Annotated in this window: 1 protein-coding gene; it reads left to right on the top strand. The window is 63.1% G+C overall.

Annotated features, from left to right (window positions below; genetic code table 11):
* Window positions 1-117 precede the first annotated feature (117 nt).
* The coding region (locus ACFFAR_RS31315) for an efflux RND transporter permease subunit (protein ID WP_174365561.1) at window positions 118-2,223 on the top strand (2,106 nt) is incomplete at its 3' end.

Genomic DNA, 2,223 nt, shown 5'->3' on the forward strand with positions numbered 1-2,223 from the left:
TCTTTTTATATTTCTAAGATCGATTTTCCGTCGGCTCCGCTGCTTGCGCATCCGCGCCTCGCAGACGCTTTTCCAGAAAAAAGCCCGGATCAACCCCGTTAAATCGTCAGGACCTGCGTGTCGTCTTTCTTTATCGATCGTCCGGTATTTGCATGGATCGTCGCGCTTGCCATTTTCGTGGCGGGCGCGCTCGTCACGCCCTTCCTGCCCGTCGCGCAATACCCGCGGCTGACGCCGCCGCGCATCGTGATCTCGGCCATGTATCCGGGAGCCGCGCCGGAAAGCGTCGACAACACGGTCGCGAGCGTGATCGAAGAAAGTCTCGATGGCGCCGAAGGCCTGCAGTACTACGAAACCACGAGCGACAGCATCGGCGAACTCGAGATTGCCGCCACGTTCTCGGCGGGAACGAACCCGGACATCGCCATGGTCGATGTCCAGAACCGCATGAAGCAGATCGAATCGCGGCTGCCGCAGCAGGTCGTCCAGCAAGGCATCAGCGTGTTCAAGTCCACGGGCACCTTCCTGATGCTCGTGGCGCTCACCTCCACCGATGGCAAGCGCGATTCAGTGGTGCTGAGCGACTACGTGAACCGCTACATGCTGCGCGACCTGAAGCGCGCGCCGGGCGTCGGCGCCGCCGATTTGTGGGACGCGGGCGAGGCGCTGCGCGTCTGGATCGATCCGATGAAACTGCGCGAGTACAACCTCGCCGCCGCCGACGTGACGCAGGCCATCGCCACGCAAAACTCGACGGTGACAGCCGGCACGCTCGGCGACGTGCCGTTCGTCGAGGGGCAGCAACTGACGGCGACGGTGACCGTGCGCGGCCAGTTGATCTCGCCGCAGGAATTCGGTGAGATCGTGCTGAAGGCGCGGCCGGATGGATCGGCGGTCCGGCTGAAAGACGTGGCGCGTGTAGAGGTGGGCCGCGATAGTTACGCGTCGTTTTCACGGCTGAACGGCAAACCATCGGCAACGGTCGGGATCAAGCTCTCGCCGCAAGGCAACGCCATCGAAACGTCGGATGCGATTCGCGCGAAGCTCGCTGAACTGTCGCGCAGCTTGCCGCCGGGCGTGGCAGTCGTGATCCCCTTCGATACCTCCAGGTTCGTCCACGTCGCGCTGCACGAAGTGGCGCTGACCTTGCTCGAAGCCGTGCTGCTCGTGTTCCTCGTCATGTGGCTGTTCCTGCGCGACTTGCGGTATGCGCTCGTGCCGACCGTCGTGATTCCGGTCGCGCTCACCGGCGCGCTGCTCGCGCTCTACGCGCTCGGCATGTCCATCAACGTCTTCACCATGTTCGCGCTGGTGCTTGCAATCGGCATTCTTGTCGATGACGCGATCGTGGTCGTCGAAAACGTCGATCGCGTGATGCGTGAGGAAGGTCTTGCACCCAAGGCCGCCACGCGCCGCGCGATGAAACAGATGGGCAGCGCGATTGTCGGCATCACGGCGGTGCTTACTGCCGTGTTCGTACCGATGGCCTTTTTCCCGGGCAGCGTAGGCGGGATCTATCGGCAATTCACGGTGGCAATGATTGCGTCGATCCTCGTCTCCGCGTTCACCGCGCTCTCGCTTACGCCCGCGTTGTGCGCGAACTTGCTAAAGGCGCCGCCGCGCGACGCGCCAGGACATGGTGCTCACGGTAAGCACAGTTCACGCGGCTTTCCCGCTATGTTCGACTGGACCTCGCGCAAATACAGCGGCCTCGTCGCACGCGTGTTGCGTCGGGCAGGTTCCATGTTCGTGGTGTATCTCGTGCTCGCCGGGGCGTGCGCGCTGCTTTATATGCATATGCCCAATGGTTTCCTGCCACAGGAAGACCAGGCCCAGCTCCAGGTCATGGTGCAATTGCCGGCCGGCGCCACGCAGGCGCGCACGCTCGCCGCTATCGAACAAACGGAAGCCATTCTTCGACGCGAACCGGCGGTATCGAATATCACGAGCGTCGTTGGCTGGAGCTTCCAGGGCAGCGGCCAGAACGTGGCAATGTGTTTCGTGGACCTGAAGGACTGGTCCGCGCGGGATATCGATGCAGGCGCGCTGCGCGACAAATTGAACCGCTCGCTCGCGGGCATCATGGACGCAACGGTCTCGGCGCAGATGCCGCCGGCCGTGCCCGGCATGGGCCATTCAGAAGGCTTCGTGATGCGCCTGGAGGACCGTGGCGGCATTGGAATCCAGGCGTTGACCGCGGCGCGGGAACAGCTCTTCGATCAA

The organism is uncultured Caballeronia sp. (assembly GCF_964243625.1).
In the GTDB taxonomy this organism is placed as follows: Bacteria; Pseudomonadota; Gammaproteobacteria; order Burkholderiales; family Burkholderiaceae; genus Caballeronia.